This is a genomic window from Pseudomonas sp. 1176_21 (assembly GCF_052850635.1).
In genome coordinates, this window is sequence record NZ_VXCV01000014.1 from 33,065 (window position 1) to 48,061 (window position 14,997).

15 protein-coding genes are annotated in these 14,997 nt (G+C 65.1%); 8 read left to right on the forward strand and 7 right to left on the reverse strand.

What is annotated here, in order from left to right:
• Nucleotides 1-6 precede the first annotated feature (6 nt).
• Nucleotides 7-909: a TIGR01777 family oxidoreductase gene (locus FW760_RS23565; RefSeq protein ID WP_116052806.1), complete on the reverse strand. Its 903-nt coding sequence runs from the start codon at nucleotides 907-909 to the stop codon at nucleotides 7-9.
• A 185-nt stretch (nucleotides 910-1,094) separates the two neighbouring features.
• On the opposite strand from FW760_RS23565, the gene FW760_RS23570 reads away from it, so the two are divergent.
• The 5 genes from FW760_RS23570 (at nucleotide 1,095) to FW760_RS23590 (ending at nucleotide 6,198) form a co-directional block, all read left to right on the forward strand.
• The gene (locus tag FW760_RS23570) at nucleotides 1,095-2,081 is read left to right on the forward strand and encodes an NAD(P)/FAD-dependent oxidoreductase (protein ID WP_043864339.1); all 987 of its coding nucleotides are present in this window, start codon (nucleotides 1,095-1,097) and stop codon (nucleotides 2,079-2,081) included.
• Between the two features lie 112 nt (nucleotides 2,082-2,193).
• Nucleotides 2,194-3,150, forward strand: a complete 957-nt coding sequence (locus FW760_RS23575; protein ID WP_043864338.1) for a YbgA family protein — start codon at nucleotides 2,194-2,196, stop codon at nucleotides 3,148-3,150.
• Entirely contained in the window at nucleotides 3,140-4,030 is an 891-nt protein-coding gene (locus tag FW760_RS23580; protein WP_043864337.1) for a MerR family transcriptional regulator, read from the forward strand. The genes FW760_RS23575 and FW760_RS23580 overlap by 11 nt, the downstream gene beginning before the upstream one ends.
• Nucleotides 4,031-4,058: 28 nt before the next feature.
• Nucleotides 4,059-5,486 (forward strand): deoxyribodipyrimidine photo-lyase, encoded by a 1,428-nt coding sequence (phrB, locus tag FW760_RS23585; protein ID WP_116052804.1) that lies wholly within the window; start codon nucleotides 4,059-4,061, stop codon nucleotides 5,484-5,486.
• Between the two features lie 10 nt (nucleotides 5,487-5,496).
• Entirely contained in the window at nucleotides 5,497-6,198 is a 702-nt protein-coding gene (locus FW760_RS23590) for an SDR family NAD(P)-dependent oxidoreductase (RefSeq protein ID WP_158554925.1), read from the forward strand.
• Nucleotides 6,199-6,255: 57 nt separating this feature from the next.
• Here the strand turns inward: FW760_RS23590 and FW760_RS23595 are convergent, their stop codons facing one another.
• The 6 genes from FW760_RS23595 to hemA form a co-directional block, all read right to left on the reverse strand.
• Complete coding sequence (locus FW760_RS23595; RefSeq protein ID WP_043864335.1) at nucleotides 6,256-6,774, reverse strand: acyloxyacyl hydrolase; 519 nt, start codon at nucleotides 6,772-6,774, stop codon at nucleotides 6,256-6,258.
• A gap of 114 nt (nucleotides 6,775-6,888) precedes the next feature.
• Nucleotides 6,889-7,680, reverse strand: a complete 792-nt coding sequence (gene murI, locus FW760_RS23600; RefSeq protein WP_043864474.1) for a glutamate racemase — start codon at nucleotides 7,678-7,680, stop codon at nucleotides 6,889-6,891.
• Nucleotides 7,673-8,428, reverse strand: coding sequence for a molybdopterin-synthase adenylyltransferase MoeB (locus FW760_RS23605; RefSeq protein ID WP_078481516.1), 756 nt, complete (start codon nucleotides 8,426-8,428; stop codon nucleotides 7,673-7,675). Before FW760_RS23605 ends, murI begins: the two co-directional genes overlap by 8 nt.
• Nucleotides 8,422-9,252 carry a peptide chain release factor N(5)-glutamine methyltransferase gene (prmC, locus tag FW760_RS23610; protein WP_116052798.1) on the reverse strand — a complete coding sequence of 277 codons (831 nt, stop codon included), beginning with the start codon at nucleotides 9,250-9,252 and terminating at the stop codon, nucleotides 8,422-8,424. The genes FW760_RS23605 and prmC overlap by 7 nt, the downstream gene beginning before the upstream one ends.
• Entirely contained in the window at nucleotides 9,253-10,335 is a 1,083-nt protein-coding gene (gene prfA / locus FW760_RS23615) for a peptide chain release factor 1 (protein WP_054916244.1), read from the reverse strand.
• Nucleotides 10,332-11,609: a glutamyl-tRNA reductase gene (hemA, locus tag FW760_RS23620; RefSeq protein WP_043864331.1), complete on the reverse strand. Its 1,278-nt coding sequence runs from the start codon at nucleotides 11,607-11,609 to the stop codon at nucleotides 10,332-10,334. Before hemA ends, prfA begins: the two co-directional genes overlap by 4 nt.
• Before the next feature lie 177 nt (nucleotides 11,610-11,786).
• Between hemA and FW760_RS23625 the strand changes: the two genes are divergently transcribed.
• The 3 genes from FW760_RS23625 to ispE are packed head-to-tail and all read left to right on the forward strand — an operon-like array spanning nucleotide 11,787 to nucleotide 14,987.
• A complete protein-coding gene (locus FW760_RS23625; RefSeq protein WP_054916245.1) occupies nucleotides 11,787-13,517 on the forward strand; it encodes a tetratricopeptide repeat protein in 1,731 nt (576 codons plus the stop codon).
• Nucleotides 13,518-13,521: 4 nt separating this feature from the next.
• Nucleotides 13,522-14,139: a lipoprotein insertase outer membrane protein LolB gene (gene lolB, locus FW760_RS23630; protein ID WP_043864329.1), complete on the forward strand. Its 618-nt coding sequence runs from the start codon at nucleotides 13,522-13,524 to the stop codon at nucleotides 14,137-14,139.
• Nucleotides 14,139-14,987, forward strand: coding sequence for a 4-(cytidine 5'-diphospho)-2-C-methyl-D-erythritol kinase (ispE, locus tag FW760_RS23635; protein ID WP_043864328.1), 849 nt, complete (start codon nucleotides 14,139-14,141; stop codon nucleotides 14,985-14,987). Before lolB ends, ispE begins: the two co-directional genes overlap by 1 nt.
• The last annotated feature ends 10 nt before the right edge of the window (nucleotides 14,988-14,997 follow it).

A 14,997-nucleotide genomic window follows, 5' to 3' on the forward strand; every position in this document is an offset into this window, starting at 1 on the left:
TCCTTTTCAGAGGCGCGCGGACAAGTCATCCAGCGCCGATTGCACATCGTTGTAACGGAACGTGAAGCCTGCCGCCAGCAAGCGCACAGGGCGCGCCCGCTGGCCACCCAGCAGCAATACCGACAGTTCGCCGAGCCCGGCGCGCAGCACCAGCGCCGGCAACGGCATGAACGCCGGGCGGTGCAGCGCGCGCCCCAGGCGTCGGGCAAATTCGCGGTTGCGCACCGGCTCCGGCGCGCAGGCATTATAAGGACCGCTGGCATCCTCGCGCTGCAACAGAAAATCAATCAGGGCGATTTGGTCGTCCAGATGGACCCACGGCATCCACTGGCGACCACTGCCAATCGGCCCGCCCAGCCCGAGCTTGAACGGCAGGCGCAGGCGCGACAAAAAGCCGCCCTCGGCCGCCAGCACCAGCCCGGTACGCACCAGCACCACCCGCATGCCTAGGGCCTCGGCGCGCAGCGCAGTTTCTTCCCAGGCAATGCACAGCTGGCTGGCAAAGTCCTCCTTGACCGGCTGCGACAGCTCGGTCAGCTCGCGCTCACCACCATCGCCATACCACCCTACCGCCGACCCCGAGATCAGCACCGCAGGGCGCTGCTGCCGGCCTTGCAGCCAGGCGATCAACTGCTCGGTGAGGGTGATGCGGCTAGCCCATAGCAGCGCGCGTCGGTGCGACGTCCAGGGGCGATCGGCAATCGGCGCACCGGCCAGGTTGACCACGGCGTCCACCGGCTCGTCGCCAAGTTCGTCGAGCCGGGCAATGCCGCGCACCCCTGCCCCGCACACCTGAGCGACCTGCGCCGGACGCCGGCTCCACACCGTCAGGCGATAACCCCTGTCCAGCCAGAAGCGGCAAAGGTGTCTGCCGATCAGGCCCGTACCACCGGTCAGCAATATATGCATGGCTGTGTCCTCACATGGCGCGCGCTGGTCTATTTTTAAGTTCAAGGCACTTTTTTGACCGAACGCTCTCGGATAAACATAGGCCAACCTGCAACGTCGAGCGGAATCATCTTATACAAGCTGGAGATATTGTACAGGCTTGTCGGGCAGCGTAGGCTGTTTCCAAAAGGTTCGAAGAGGCCATCATGACTGTTCCTATCGCAATCATCGGTGCCGGCATCGCCGGCCTGTCCGCCGCCCAGGCCCTGCAGAAGGCCGGGCACACCGTGCACCTGTTCGACAAGGGCCACGGCAGTGGCGGACGCATGGCCAGCAAACGCAGCGAAGCCGGCGCCCTGGACCTGGGCGCGCAGTACTTCACGGCCCGCGACCGACGTTTCGTCGAACAGGTCCAGGCCTGGCAGGCCAAGGGCTGGGCGGCCGAATGGAAGCCGCAACTGTACAACTACCGCGAAGGTCAGCTGACCCCCTCGCCGGACGAGCAGATCCGCTGGGTGGGTGTACCGCGCATGAGCGCCATCACCCGCGGCCTGCTCAAGGATGTCACCGTCAACTTCAATTGCCGCATTGCCGAGGTGTTCCGCGGCAAGCAGTACTGGCACCTGCAGGACACCGAGGGCGGCAGCCACGGGCCGTTCAGCCGCGTCATCATTGCGGTGCCGGCGCCCCAGGCCACGCAGCTGCTCAGCGCCACCACCAAGCTGGCCGGCATGGCCGCCAGCGTGCAGATGGAGCCCACCTGGGCCATTGCGCTGGGCTTCGATACGCCCCTGGACACCCCCATGCAGGGCTGCTTCGTGCAGGGCTGCGACCTCGACTGGCTGGCGCGCAACCGCAGCAAGCCCGGGCGTGACGAAAAACTCGACACCTGGGTTCTGCACGCCACGGCCAGCTGGAGCAAGCAACACATCGACCTGTCGCGCGAGGCCGTGATCGAGCACCTGCTGGGCAACTTCGCCGAACTGGTGGGCTGCGCCGTGCCGGCCCCCACCTTCACCCTGGCCCATCGCTGGTTGTATGCCCGCCCGAGCAGCAGCCATGAATGGGGCGCCCTGGCCGATGCCGACCTGGGCCTGTACGCCTGCGGCGACTGGTGCATGTCGGGGCGCGTCGAGGGCGCATGGCTCAGCGGCCAGGAAGCGGCGCGGCGCCTGCTCGAACACCTGGAATGACCCCTGCACCGGCTGAAGCTGTACAGAACATTTGACTTGTACAACGCGTTATCTATGATGAGCGAAGCTGTACATAATTTTGTTTCTGTACAAATTTCAGTCGAGAGCGACCATGGCGGCCACCAGACCAAAGATTGCCATCAGTGCATGCCTGACCGGCGAAGAGGTCCGCTACAACGGCGGGCACAAGGCCTCGCGCCTGTGCAATGAAGTGCTGGCCGAACACTTCGACTTCATCGGCATCTGCCCCGAGGTCGCCATCGGCCTGGGCACACCTCGCCAGGCCATCCGCCTGACCGGTGACCCGGCCAACCCCAGGGCCGTGGGTAGCCGCGATGCCAGCCTGGACGTCAGCCAGGCACTGGATGCCTACGGCGCAGAAATGGCCGGGCAACTGACCGACATCTGCGGCTACATCTTCATGCAGAAATCGCCATCCTGCGGCCTGGAACGGGTCAAGGTGTACCAGGCCAACGGCTACCCGGCCACCGAAGGCGGTCGCGGCCTGTACGCCGCACGGTTCTGCGCCCAGCGCCCCGACCTGCCGGTCGAAGAGGATGGCCGGCTGTGCGATCCGGTACTGCGGGAAAACTTCATCACCCGCGTGTATGCCTACGCCGACTGGCAGCAACTGCTGGCAGGCGGGCTCAGTCGGCATGCCCTCATCGCCTTCCACTCGCGTTACAAGTACCAGTTGATGGCGCACAACCCCCAGCAGTACAAGGTGCTCGGCAAGTTGCTGGGCAGCATGCAGCGCCAGGACGACCCCACCCAGATCGGCCCACGGTATTTCAGCCAGCTGATGAGCGCCCTGAGCCGCTGCGCCAGTCGCGGCACCCACGGCAACGTGCTGATGCACCTGAGCGGCTACCTGCGCCGGTTTCTCGACCCCCGCGACAAACAGGAAATCCGCGCCCTGATCGACCAGTACCAGGCCGGCATCGTCCCGCTGGTGGTGCCGCTGACCCTGCTCAAGCACCACCTGCGCCGCCACCCCGACCCCTACCTCATGCAGCAGGTCTATCTGCAACCGCACCCGGAAAACCTGAGCCTGCGCAATGCCATCTGAAGACGACCTGCTGCCCATTCGTGAAGTCACCCGCCTGACCGGGGTCAACCCCGTGACCCTGCGCGCGTGGGAGCGTCGCTACGGGCTGATCGTGCCGCAGCGCACCGGCAAGGGTCACCGGCTCTACAGCGCCGCACACGTGCAGCGCATCCAGCAGATTCTGCAATGGCTCAACCGCGGAATCGCGGTGGGCCAGGTCAAGCCGCTGCTCGACACCTCCCCAGCAGTGCAACCCGCACCCGGCAACGACGACTGGCACACCCTGCGCCTGCAACTGGTCGACTGCATCGCGCAACTGGCCGAACGCCGACTCGACCAGCTGTTCAACCAGGCCATGGCCCTCTACCCCGCCGCCACCCTGTGCGAGCAACTGTTGCTGCCGTTGCTGCAAGAACTCGACACCCGCTGGCACGGGCACTTTGCCGCCCGCATGGAGCAGGTGTTCTTCCATACCTGGCTGCGCAGCAAACTTGGCGTGCGGGTGTATCACAACAACCGTCAGCTGAACGCCGCGCCCGCCCTGCTGGTCAACGCCTCGGCCCTGCCATTCGACCCGCAGCTGTGGCTGTGCGCCTGGCTGCTCAGTGATGCCGGCTGCGCGGTCGAGGTATTCGACTGGCCGCTGCCACCTCGAGAGTTGGCGTTTGCCGTGCAGCAGCTCAAACCCTGTGCGTTGGTGATGTGCCTGAACGCGGCGCTCGATCCGCGTGAACTGCAGCGCAGCCTCAATGCGATCGATCTGCCGACCCTGCTGCTGGGCAGCATGGCCGCGCTCTACAAGGAGCATGCCGAGGCGGCGGGCCTGCAGGCAGGCAACGTGCATCTGCCGTCCTCTGTGGTGGCGCTGCCCGCCCTGTTGCTGGGCCTGCTGGCCACCTGACGTCTCCCCCACATTCACAGGATTTCGTATGCAACTGATCTGGCTGCGCAACGACTTGCGCGTTCACGACAACACTGCGCTGGCCGCTGCCTGCTCGCGCGGCCCCACCCTGGCGGTGTGGCTGGTAAGCCCCGGGCAGTGGCTCGCCCACGACGACGCCCCGTGCAAGGTGGACTTCTGGCTGCGCAACCTGCACAGCCTGCGCCAGTCACTGGACGCCCTGAACATTCCCCTGCTGATTGTGCCTGCCGACCAGTGGGCCGATGCACCTCGGGTGCTGCTCGCGCTGTGCAGGCAACATGCGGTCAGTACCGTGCACCTGAACGAGGAATACGGGGTACACGAACAACGTCGCGATCAGGCCGTGCAGCAGGCATTGCGCCAGGCCGACATCCAGGTGCACAGCTACCTGGACCAGTTGCTGTTCAAGCCCGGCAGCATCCTGACCCGCAGCGGCGGTTACTTCCAGGTGTTCAGCCAGTTTCGCAAGGTGTGCTACGAACGGCTTCACCTGGGGCTTCCCTCACGGGTAGCGGCGCCGGCAGCCCAGGCCCGGCTGGCCATTGCCAGCGACACCGTCCCCACCCAGGTGGCCGGCTTCGAGACGCCGCCCGACGCGTTGCGCACGCTGTGGCCGGCAGGCGAGGATGAAGCCGCGCGCCGCCTGGCGCGCTTTGTCGACGAGGCCATCGAGGATTATCCGGTACAGCGCGACCTTCCTGCCGTGCCTGGCACCAGCCAGCTGTCGGCCTACCTCGCCGCCGGGGTGATCTCCCCCCGCCAGTGCCTGCATGCCGCCCTGGCCTGCAACTTCGGCGAATTCGACAGCGGGAATGCCGGCGCCATCACCTGGATCAACGAACTGCTGTGGCGCGAGTTCTACAAGCACATCCTGGTGGGCTACCCGCAGGTTTCCCGCCACCGTGCCTTCAGGTCACATACCGAAGCCCTGCCCTGGCGCAACGCGCCACAGGACCTGCTGGCCTGGCAACAGGGCCGCACCGGCATCCCTATCGTGGATGCGGCCATGCGCCAGTTGCTCGCCACAGGCTGGATGCACAATCGCCTGCGCATGGTCACGGCCATGTTTCTGACCAAGAACCTGCTGATCGACTGGCGTGAAGGCGAACGCTTCTTCATGCGCCACCTGATCGACGGCGACCTGGCCGCCAACAACGGCGGCTGGCAGTGGAGCGCCTCGACCGGTACCGACGCCGTGCCCTACTTTCGGATCTTCAATCCGGTGAGCCAGTCACAACGCTTCGACCCTGCAGGGCGATTTCTGAAGCACTGGCTGCCTGAACGCGGCAAACTGGACCACAAGGCCGTCCATTTACCCAATGTCCAGAACGATTTGTTTGCAATAGATGTCTATCCTCATGCAATTGTAGACTTAAGTTCTAGTCGCCAACGCGCACTGGATGCGTTCAAACACTTACCTAAACGCAACGATTGAGGAAAGGATCTTGAGCAGTGATCGACCTCGGCGCATCTGGATTACCGGTGCCAGCAACGGACTTGGGCATGCCTTGGCAGAGGCGCTGCTTGAACAGGGCTGCAAGGTGGCGCTCAGTGTTCGCAATCGCGACGATGCACACCCCCTTGAGACCGACTATCCCGGTAGGGTCCTTGTGCTTGCCGGCGACCTGCACCAGATGCCGCAGGCCAGGCGCGCCTGCGCCACCCTGACCGAACAATGGCAGGCCATCGACGGCCTGATCGTCAACGCCGGCACCTGCGACTACCTGCCGTTGCCGATTACCCAGACACTGCTGCAGGACGTGGTGCGAAGCAACCTGGCCGCCGCCTCGCACTGCCTCGATGGCGCGCTCCCCCTTCTGGACAAGGGGCGCGCCCCGCAGGTGGTGGGGATTCTCAGTGCGTACTCTGCCCTGCAGCTGGGCGAGCCCGGCCAGCCGCGGCGCCCTGCCAACAGCATCGCGTCACTGTTCGAAGACGCCCGCCCCCTGCTGGTCGCACACGGCATCGACCTGACCATCGTGGCCCCTCAGACGCCTGCACAGGCCATGAACACACCCACTGCCATCCCGGATGAGTGGGACGCCAGTTCGGCTGCCAGCGCCATCCTGCAACGCCTGGGCGAACGCCCGCAGCAGTTGACCCTGCAGGCGCTGGCGGTCAATGAGCTGTGGCCGCTGCCAAAATGAAAAAAGGCCCTGACGCAAGTCAGGGCCTTTTTCGAGGTGCAGGGTACCGGCCGACCGTCAGAGCGGCATGCGGTAGTGCAGCGAATAGCTTTCCACGCCATCGTTGGGGCTTTGCAGGCCCGCGTTCGAATAGTGGATGGCGCGCACGCCTACCTCGTGTCCGCCCGCGAAGCGCAAGCCGAACCCGATGCGGTCTTCGAACTGGAACGACGAGCCGAGCTTGTTGGTTTCAAGCTTGGTGCTGGAGAAGGCCGCTACACCGATACCCGCCTCGATGTAGGGTTTGACCGACTCACCGGCGAACTCGTAGACGAACACGGGCGCGAACGAGAGGCTGTGGTTGCTGGAAGTCTTGTCGCCGTCCCAGTAGGTGTAGGCACCGTCCCAGTAGCCGGTCACGCGGCCGACGCTGGTCTGCCACCAGCTGGCGTCCCAGTTGGACTGCAGCCCAAGGCGATAGACCATGGTCGAGTCACCGGTCTGCCCTACGGAAAACGAGGCGTCAGCGGCGTTTGCGGTGAAAGAGTGCCCCAGGGTAACGGCTGCAATCGCAGCCAAGCAAAGCAGTTTCTTCATGAGAAACGTCCCTTTTCCTAAATGCTGTTGTGGTTTTGTGTCTCATCAGACGATTGAATAGAAATCGGCAGTAGTACGATAGTTCAGGAAAAAAATGCATTTTTCACAGTTTTTTTACAAGTCGAAGCTTCGCACACTGTCAGATTTATTCCACAACATCGGCAGAATCTTTACCAAATGTGCCGGACTGCCGCTGGTCCAGAACTGCGCAGGCTGCGCCGGGCCGTGGGCCAGCAGGTCCCGTTCACCCAGCAAACGCTGGAGTTGCCGGGCCACCGCAGCGCCGGTATCGATGATGGCCACGGCCGGCGGCACCATGTGCGCCAGCAGCGGTTTCAGGAAGGGGTAATGGGTGCAGCCCAGGATCAGGGTGTCGCAGCCGGCGGCCAGCAGCGGCTCGACATAGCCCTGCAGCAACTGGCGCAGTGCGGGGCTGTCCAGGTCGCCCGCCTCGATCAGTTCCACCAGCCCCGGGCACGGCTGGGTAACTACACGAACGTCGCTGGCAAAGCGGTCCAGCAACGCGGCGAACTTGGCGCTCTGCAGGGTGCCGGTGGTTGCCAGCACCCCTACCACGCCACTGCGGGTGGCCGCTGCCGCCGGCTTTACCGCCGGCTCCATGCCCACCAGCGGCCAGTGCGGGTAGCGCTCGCGCAGATCGGCCACCGCCGCCACGGTGGCGGTGTTGCAGGCCAGCACCATGGCCTTGGCGCCCTGTTGCTGAAAGAACTCGGCTACCAGGCGGCAGCGCTGGCGGATGAACTCGGGCGACTTCTCGCCATAGGGAATATGCCCGCAGTCCGCCACATACAGCAGCGACTCGTCGGGCAGCAGGCGGCTGATTTCCGCCAGCACCGACAGCCCGCCCACGCCGGAATCGAACACCCCGACCGGCGCTTCACGCATGGCCGGCGCCACACACGCTGCAGGCCGGGTCGCGCTTGACCCGCAGCTCGCGAAACCGCGTTCCCAGGGCATCGACGAGCAGCAGGCGACCCACCAGCGGCTCGCCAAACCCGGCCAGCAGCTTCAAGGCCTCCAGCGCCTGCAGGCTGCCCACCAGGCCTACCAGCGGGCCGAGCACACCGGCTTCGCTGCAGGTCAGCTCGGCTTCGCTGCCATGCCCGTACAGGCAGTGGTAGCAGGGGCTGAGCGGGTTGCGCGGATCGAACACCGACAGCTGGCCTTCCAGGCGAATGGCCGCACCGCTGACCAGCGGCTTGCCGGCCGCGACGCAGGCAGCGTTCACCGCCTCGCGGGTGGCAAAGTTGTCGCAGCAGTCCAGTACCAGGTCGACCGCCCCCACCGCCTGGGCCAGGGAGTCTTCATCCAGGGCCTGGCGATGGGCAACCAGGGCGACCTGCGGGTTGATCGCCTGCAGCCGGGCCATGGCCGAATCGACCTTGCTCAGGCCCACGGCGGCCGTGTCGTGCATCACCTGGCGTTGCAGGTTGGTCAGGTCGACCGTGTCGAAGTCGGCCAGGTGCAGCTCGCCGACCCCGGCCGCCGCCAGGTACAGCGCCACCGGCGAACCCAGGCCGCCCAGGCCGACGATCAGTGCCCGGCTGCCCTTGAGGCGCAACTGCCCGTCGATATCCACCTGGGCCAACAGGATCTGCCGGCTGTAGCGCAACAGCTCCTCGTCGTTCAGCATGCCAGGCGCCCGAGGCTGATGCGCTCATGGCCGCCAAGGTCGGTGCGGCTCTGGATCTGCTCGAACCCGTGTCGCGCCAGCAGTTCGCGCACCGCTGCAGCCTGGTCATAGCCATGTTCCAGCAGCAGCCAGCCGCCGGGCAGCAGGTGCTGCGGGGCCTGTGTGATGATCTGGCGCAGGTCGTCGAGCCCGTCGCTGCCGGCCACCAGCGCACTGCTGGGCTCGAAGCGCACGTCGCCGGCCGCCAGGTGCGGGTCCTGCTCGGCGATGTAGGGCGGATTGCTGACGATCAGCGTAAAGCGCTGCCCTGGCAGGGCGTCGAACCAGTGGCTGGCAAGCACCTTGGCGTTGTCCAGCTGCAAACGCTGGCGGTTGCGCTCGGCCAGGGCCACGGCTTCGGGCACCCGGTCGACGGCCGTCACCTGCCAGCCGCCGCGCTCGCTGGCCAGGGCCAGGGCGATGGCGCCGCTGCCCGTGCCCAGGTCGAGCACCTGCAATGGCGTTGCCGGCAGCAGCTCAAGGGCGACCTCCACCAGCAGCTCGGTGTCCGGCCGCGGGATCAGCGTGTGCGGGGCCACTTCCAGGTCAAGCTTCCAGAAGCCCTGCTGGCCGAGGATATAGGCCACCGGCTCGCCTTGGCTGCGCCGCTGCAGGTAGGTGGCGAAGGTCGCGGCCGCTTCGCTGCTGACGATGCGCTCGGGCCAGGTGTGCAGGTAGCTGCGCGATTTGCCGATGGCCGCAGCCAGCAGCAGCTCGATATCCAGGCGCGCGGTGGGCGAGTCGGGTAGCTGCGCCCCGCGCAGCAGGCTGGCAATGATGGTCATTTACTCACCCAGTGCGGCCAGTTGATCGGCCTGGTATTCGGACAGCAGCGGCTCGATGATCGCATCGACGCCGCCCGCCAGTACTTCATCCAGCGAATACAGGGTCAGGTTGATGCGGTGATCGGTCACCCGGCCCTGTGGATAGTTGTAGGTACGGATACGCTCGGAGCGGTCACCCGAGCCCACCAGCAGCTTGCGCTCGCTGGCGATCGCGTTCTGCGCGGCACTGGTCTGCATGTCGTTGAGCCTGGCCGACAGCCAGGACATCGCACGGGCGCGGTTCTTGTGCTGCGAGCGCTCTTCCTGGCATTCGACCACGATGCCGGTGGGCAAGTGGGTGATGCGGATGGCCGAGTCGGTCTTGTTCACGTGCTGGCCGCCCGCGCCGGAGGAGCGGTAGGTGTCCACCCGCAGGTCGGCCGGGTTGATCTCGATGGCCACCTGCTCGTCGGGCTCGGGCAGCACCGCCACGGTGCACGCGGAGGTGTGGATGCGGCCCTGGGACTCGGTTTCCGGCACCCGCTGCACGCGGTGTGCGCCAGACTCGAACTTGAGCTTGCCGTACACGCTGTCGCCCTCGACGCGGGCGATGATTTCCTTGTAGCCGCCGTGCTCGCCCTCGTTCTCGGAGAGGATTTCCAGGCGCCAGCCGCGACGCTCGGCATAACGCGAGTACATGCGGAACAGGTCGCCGGAGAAGATCGCCGCCTCGTCGCCACCCGTGCCGGCACGGATCTCGAGGAACACGTTGCGCCCGTCGTTGGGGTCCTTGGGCAGCAGCATGCGTTGCAGTTGCCCTTCGATAGCGGCCAGTTGCTCCTTGGCCTCGCGTACTTCTTCGACCGCCATTTCGCGCAGGTCCGGGTCGCTGTCCTTGAGCAAGGCCTGGGCACCCTCCAGGTCAGCCTGCACCTTGCGCCACTGCGCGTAGGTCTGTGCCACGGGCTCGACCTCGGCATATTCGCGCGAGTAGGCACGGAAGCGCGTCTGGTCCGAAATCACTTCGGCGTCACCCAGCAGGGCGGTCAATTCCTCGAAACGGTCCTGGAGCGTGTCCAGTTTATTCAGCAGCGACGCTTTCATTGCGGGGTTTTATCCGTGGAGCCCTCGTTGAGGGCAAAGAGTTCCTGGGCCATGGCCAGCGCATCGAGGCGGCCTTCGGCAGACAGCTTTTTCAGTTGCACGCTCGGCGCGTGCAGCAACTTGTTGGTCAGGCCGCGGGCCAGCTGCGCCAGCACCTCTTCGGCGTTGCTGCCGTTGGCCAGCAGGCGCTGGGCCTTTTGCAGCTCTTCGTCGCGCAGGCGCTCGCTCTGCTGGCGGTAGGCCTTGAGCACATCCACCGCAGCCAGCTCGCGCAGGCGCAGCATGAAGTCCTCGGCGCCCACGGTGACCAGCTCTTCGGCGGCCTGGGCGGCGCCCTGCCGGCTCTTGAGGTTTTCGGCCACCACATCGTGCAGGTCGTCGACGGTGTACAGGTACACGTCGTCCAGCTCGCCCACCTGTGCCTCGATATCGCGGGGCACGGCGATGTCGACCATGAAGATCGGCTTGTGCCGGCGCTGCTTGAGCGCACTCTCGACCGCGCCCTTGCCCAGGATCGGCAACTGGCTGGCGGTGGAACTGATCACGATATCGCTGTTGACCAGCTCCTGCGGGATGTCCGACAGCAGCACCGCATGGGCACCGAACTGCTCGGCCAGGGTGCTGGCGCGCTCCAGCGTGCGGTTGGCCACCACGATGCGGCGCACGCCCTGCTCGTGCAGGTGTCGCGCCACCAGCGTGATGGTTTCGCCGGCACCGATCAGCAGGGCCTGGCTGCGGCCCAGGTCGCTGAAGATCTGCTTGGCCAGGCTCACGGCGGCAAATGCCACCGACACCGGGTTTTCACCGATGGCGGTATCGGTACGCACCTGCTTGGCGGCGCTGAAGGTCGCCTGGAACAGGCGCCCCAGCAGCGGGCCGATGGTGCCGGCCTCGCGCGCCACGGCATAGGCCGATTTCATCTGGCCGAGGATCTGCGGCTCGCCCAGCACCAGCGAGTCGAGCCCGGAGGCCACCCGCATCATGTGCCGCACGGCGCCATCATCTTCATGGATATAGGCGCAGGCGCGCAGTTCATCCAGGCTCAGCTTGTGATAATCGGCCAGCCAGCGCAGTACGCTGTCCGCCGCCAGGTGATCCTGTTCGATGTACAGTTCGCTGCGATTGCAGGTCGAAAGGATCGCAGCTTCGCGGCTGGCGGTCAGTCGACACAGCTGCTGCAAGGCTTCGACCAGCTGCTCGGGCGTAAACGCCACGCGCTCGCGTACGTCTACCGAGGCAGTCTTATGGTTGATACCGAGGGCAAGAAAGGCCATTCAAGGTCGCTGATTGTGACGAGAAGCCGATAATTGTCCTACTTCGCCGGATAGAGAACAACCACCGCTCGTTATTGTCTCTTATAGTCTGTATCCAAAAGCCCCATCGACGATGGGTTTGCCATGATCCTTGTGTCATGATGATCCGACCGCAGGTAAGCCGCCCAAATCCTCCCTATGAATAGATCTTCCGCGTTATTCCTCGCCTTTGCCTTGCTCCAGGGTTGCCAGACGCTGACCCCGGGCGCCCGGGACGCCACGGCGCCTGCCGACGATGCGGCCACGGTCGCCGAGGCCAAGAAGCCCACGGTGTACGGCTCGTTCACCCAGGACACGGTGTACAGCCTGTTGACCGCCGAGCTCGCCGGGCAGCGCAACCGCTTCGATATCGCCCTGGACAACTACGTCACCCAGGCGATCAAGACCCAGGACGCGGGCATTTCCGAGCGGGCATTTCGCATTGCCGAGTACCTGGGCGCCGATCAGGCCGCCCTCGATACCGCACTGATATGGGCCAGGAACGACCCCGAGAACCTCGACGCACAACGCGCCGCCGCCATCCAGCTGGCGCGCAGCGGACGCTATGACGATTCGATGGTGTTCATGGAGAAGGTGCTGCAGGGTCAGGGCGACACGCATTTCGACTTTCTCGCGCTGTCGGCGGCCGAAACCGACCAGGACACCCGCGACGGCCTGCAGAAAAGTTTCGACCGCCTGCTGGTCAAGTACCCCGACAACAGCCAGCTGGTGTTCGGCAAGGCCCTGCTGCTGCAGCAGGACGGCAAGTCCGAGGCCGCCCTGGCGCTGCTCGAAGCCCACCCGCCGGCGGACGGTGAAATTGCCCCGATCCTGTTGCGTGCGCGCCTGCTGCAATCGCTTGACCGTGGCCCCGAAGCCCTGCCGCTGCTGCGCAAGGCCATCGCCCGCAACCCCGACGACAAGCGCCTGCGCCTGACCTACGCGCGCACCCTGGTGGAGCAGGACCGCATCGACGACGCCAAGGTCGAGTTCGCCAACCTGCTGCAGCAATACCCCGAAGACGACGAACTGCGCTATTCGCTGGCGCTGGTGAGCATCGAGGCCAAGGCGCTCGACGAAGCCACCAGCTACCTGCAGGAACTGATCGAGCGCGACAGCCACGTGGATGCGGCGCACCTGAACCTGGGGCGCATCTTCGAAGAGCGCAACGATTCCGAAGCGGCCCTGACCGAGTACGCCCTGGTCGGCCCTGGCAACGACTACCTGCCCGCGCAACTGCGCCAGGCCGACATCCTGATTGCCAACGGGCGCACCGACGAGGCCAGCCGGCGCCTTGCCGAAGCCCGCGAGGCGCAGCCGGACTACGCGATCCAGCTGTACCTGATCGAGGCCGAAACCCTTGGCAACAATGACAAGGACGCCCAGGCCATGCAGGTGTTGCAGGCAGCGATCCGGCAGTACCCGGACGACCTGAGCCTGCTGTACAGCCGTGCCATGCTCGCCGAGAAGCGCGACGACCTGGCCCAGATGGAAAGGGACCTGCGCAGCATCCTGCAACGCGAACCGGAAAACGCCATGGCGCTCAATGCGCTGGGCTACACCCTGGCCGACCGTACCACCCGCTATGCCGAAGCCAAGGGCCTGATCGAGAAAGCCCTGCAGATCAACCCCGAAGACCCGGCCGTGCTCGACAGCCTGGGCTGGGTCAACTACCGCATGGGCAACCTGGACGAAGCCGAGCGCCTGCTGCGCCAGGCCCTGGAGCGCTTCCCCGACCACGAGGTCGCGGCGCACCTGGGCGAAGTGCTGTGGGCCAACGGCAAGCGTCGTGAAGCCCGCCAGGTTTGGGCCAAGGCCTTCGAAGGCCAGCCCGACAGCCCTATTCTGCGCAAGACCGTCTTGCGCCTGACCGGATCCGAGACTCTATAAGCTTATGTTACTGCGCCATTTCATCACCTTCAGCCTGATCGCCGTGCTTGCCGGCTGTTCCAGCTTCGGCTCCCGCGAGGCCGTGCAGGGCCAGGGCAACGCGCAACTGTGGCGTGAACACAAACAGCAGTTGAGTACCCTCGACGGCTGGCAGATCAACGGCAAGGTGGGCATCCGCGCACCGAAAGACTCCGGCAGTGGCACCCTCTTCTGGCTGCAACGCCAGGACTACTACGACATTCGCCTGTCCGGCCCGCTGGGTCGCGGCGCCGCACGGCTCACCGGCCGTCCGGGCCAGGTGGTGCTGGAAGTGGCCAACCAGGGCCGTTTCGAGGCACAAAGCCCGGAAAGCCTGCTGGCCGAGCAACTGGGCTGGGAACTGCCGGTGTCGCACCTGGTGTGGTGGGTACGCGGCCTGCCCGCCCCCGATAGCAAGAGCCAGCTGACCCTGGACGGCGACAGCCGCCTGGCCAGCCTCAAGCAGGACGGCTGGAGCGTCGAGTACCTGAGCTACACCGAACAGAACGGCTACTGGCTGCCCGAACGCCTCAAGCTGCACGGTCAGGACCTCGACGTGACCGTGGTGGTCAAGGAATGGCAACCGCGCCAGCTGGGGCATTGATGATGAGCCGATTGACCCTGCCGGCCCCGGCCAAGCTCAACCTGATGCTGCACATTCTCGGCCGCCGCGACGACGGCTACCACGAGCTGCAGACGCTGTTCCAGTTTCTGGACCATGCCGACGAACTGAGTTTCGACCTGCGCGACGACGGCCAGGTCATCCTGCACAGCGACCTCAAGGATGTGCCCCACGAGAGCAACCTGATCGTGCGCGCGGCGCGCAAGCTGCAGCAACTGACCGGCTGCCCCCTGGGCGTGGACATCTACCTGAAGAAGGTACTGCCCATGGGCGGAGGCATCGGCGGTGGCAGTTCGGATGCCGCCACCACCCTGCTCGGTCTCAACCACCTCTGGCAGCTTGGCTGCAGCGAAGACCAGCTGGCCGAGCTGGGCCTGACACTGGGCGCCGACGTGCCGGTTTTCGTGCGCGGGCACGCGGCGTTTGCCGAAGGCGTGGGCGAGAAGCTCACCCCCGTCGACCCCGAGGAACCCTGGTACGTCGTGCTGGTACCGCAAGTATTTGTAAGTACAGCAGAAATTTTTTCGCATCCGTTGTTGACACGTAATTCACCGCCCATTAAGATGCGCCCCGTTCCCAAGGGAAACAGTCGTAATGACTGCCAACCGGTAGTAGAGCAGAGTTACCCGGAAGTACGTAACTCACTGAATTTACTAGGTAAATTCACGGATGCTAGGCTAACCGGAACTGGAAGTTGTGTGTTTGGGGCCTTCCCAAGCAAAGCTGAAGCTGATAAAGTTTTGGCCCTTCTTACAGAGACCCAAACAGGGTTTGTGGCTAAAGGAAGCAACATCTCAATGTTGCATCGCACGCTGCAAGGTCTGCTCTAGGAATCGAGTA

What these genes read in the sequence shown, in the direction of transcription:
- FW760_RS23625 (WP_054916245.1), top strand. Translation starts at nt 11,787, where the DNA reads ATGAATAGATCTTCCGCGTTATTCCTCGCCTTTGCCTTGCTCCAGGGT.
- FW760_RS23570 (WP_043864339.1), top strand. Translation starts at nt 1,095, where the DNA reads ATGACTGTTCCTATCGCAATCATCGGTGCCGGCATCGCCGGCCTGTCC.
- lolB (WP_043864329.1), top strand. Translation starts at nt 13,522, where the DNA reads ATGTTACTGCGCCATTTCATCACCTTCAGCCTGATCGCCGTGCTTGCC.
- FW760_RS23580 (WP_043864337.1), top strand. Translation starts at nt 3,140, where the DNA reads ATGCCATCTGAAGACGACCTGCTGCCCATTCGTGAAGTCACCCGCCTG.
- hemA (WP_043864331.1), bottom strand. Translation starts at nt 11,609, where the DNA reads ATGGCCTTTCTTGCCCTCGGTATCAACCATAAGACTGCCTCGGTAGAC.
- FW760_RS23595 (WP_043864335.1), bottom strand. Translation starts at nt 6,774, where the DNA reads ATGAAGAAACTGCTTTGCTTGGCTGCGATTGCAGCCGTTACCCTGGGG.
- phrB (WP_116052804.1), top strand. Translation starts at nt 4,059, where the DNA reads ATGCAACTGATCTGGCTGCGCAACGACTTGCGCGTTCACGACAACACT.
- FW760_RS23575 (WP_043864338.1), top strand. Translation starts at nt 2,194, where the DNA reads ATGGCGGCCACCAGACCAAAGATTGCCATCAGTGCATGCCTGACCGGC.
- prfA (WP_054916244.1), bottom strand. Translation starts at nt 10,335, where the DNA reads ATGAAAGCGTCGCTGCTGAATAAACTGGACACGCTCCAGGACCGTTTC.
- ispE (WP_043864328.1), top strand. Translation starts at nt 14,139, where the DNA reads ATGATGAGCCGATTGACCCTGCCGGCCCCGGCCAAGCTCAACCTGATG.
- murI (WP_043864474.1), bottom strand. Translation starts at nt 7,680, where the DNA reads ATGCGTGAAGCGCCGGTCGGGGTGTTCGATTCCGGCGTGGGCGGGCTG.
- prmC (WP_116052798.1), bottom strand. Translation starts at nt 9,252, where the DNA reads ATGACCATCATTGCCAGCCTGCTGCGCGGGGCGCAGCTACCCGACTCG.
- FW760_RS23605 (WP_078481516.1), bottom strand. Translation starts at nt 8,428, where the DNA reads ATGCTGAACGACGAGGAGCTGTTGCGCTACAGCCGGCAGATCCTGTTG.
- FW760_RS23565 (WP_116052806.1), bottom strand. Translation starts at nt 909, where the DNA reads ATGCATATATTGCTGACCGGTGGTACGGGCCTGATCGGCAGACACCTT.